The organism is Paraburkholderia sp. SIMBA_053 (genome assembly GCF_046534895.1).
GTDB classification, from domain to species: Bacteria; Pseudomonadota; Gammaproteobacteria; order Burkholderiales; family Burkholderiaceae; genus Paraburkholderia; species Paraburkholderia caledonica.
Map to the genome: position 1 here is coordinate 1 of NZ_JAWRXU010001949.1, position 229 is coordinate 229.

The 229-nt window shown below is 60.7% G+C and carries 1 protein-coding gene; it reads right to left on the reverse strand.

What is annotated here, in order from left to right; translation table 11 throughout:
* On the reverse strand, positions 1-229 hold a 229-nt coding region (locus SB753_RS42350), incomplete at both ends, for an FUSC family membrane protein (RefSeq protein WP_410805869.1).

Sequence of the window (229 nt, forward strand, 5' to 3'; positions counted from 1 at the left end):
GGTCGTAAAACGCGGCGCGCGCGAGCAGATAATCGGCGCAGGCGAACACGCTTTCGGCGAGCGCCTGCTGCTCGATCCGATGCATCATCCAGCGGCTCACGGCAGTCGACCAGTCCGTGAACCAGAGTCCGCCAACGAGTATCCACGACGCATTCACGAGCGCCTGTATCGGCGTGAAGTGCTCCTCGAGCGTCATGATCATAATGAAGAGCGTGGCGAAGCTGATCTG